Annotated in this window: 2 pseudogenes; both read left to right on the top strand. The window is 72.5% G+C overall.

What is annotated here, in order from left to right:
- Positions 1–342 (top strand): annotated as a pseudogene (locus DNK89_RS24445) (hypothetical protein); the annotation flags it as partial.
- Positions 339–650: pseudogene (locus DNK89_RS23515) on the top strand (terminase family protein); the annotation flags it as partial. The pseudogenes DNK89_RS24445 and DNK89_RS23515, both read left to right, overlap by 4 nt.

The following is a 650-nucleotide window of genomic DNA, read 5'->3' as shown; positions in this document are numbered from 1 at the left end:
AGCCTGAGAAGCGTCTGCCGTGATCCGCAGATGCCGGCGGCCAGCACCGTGTTCGCCTGGCTGGCGGCCGACGCCGCCTTCGCCGAGCAGTACGCTCGCGCCCGGGAAGCTCAGGCCGACGCCCTCGCCGACGAGATCGTAGACATCGCCGACGGCGCGGATTCGAGCGGCGACGCCGCCCGCGACCGCCTGCGGATCGACGCCCGCAAGTGGGCGGCGGCGCGCCTGGCGCCGCGCAAGTATGGCGACGCGGTCAAGGTCGAGACCGGCGCCAAGGGCGCGCCAGGCGCCGTGGTGGTCTTCGCCCTGCCCGAGAACGGACGCGACGACGACAAGAGTTGAGGGAGGTCGGCATCATCGGACGTGCAGATCGCCACACCGACGTCATCCGCCCGCAGTCGGGCCCGCAGTCGCTGTTCCTGGCCAGCCCGGCCGACATCGCCGCCTATGGCGGCGCGGCGGGCGGGGGCAAGACCTGGGCGTTGCTGATGGAGCCCTTGCGCCACCTGGGCCGAAGCGGCTTTTCGGCGGTGGTCTTTCGCCGGACCACGGTGCAGGTCCGCAACGAGGGCGGCCTCTGGGAGGAAAGCGGGCGGCTCTACCCGCTTCTCGGGGGGCGGTCGCTGGAGACCCAGCTCAGCTGGCGCTTC

Source organism: Acidovorax sp. ST3 (assembly GCF_003231145.1).
Taxonomy (GTDB): domain Bacteria; phylum Pseudomonadota; class Gammaproteobacteria; order Burkholderiales; family Burkholderiaceae_C; genus Acidovorax.
This window is presented reverse-complemented; position numbering and strand designations above follow the sequence as displayed.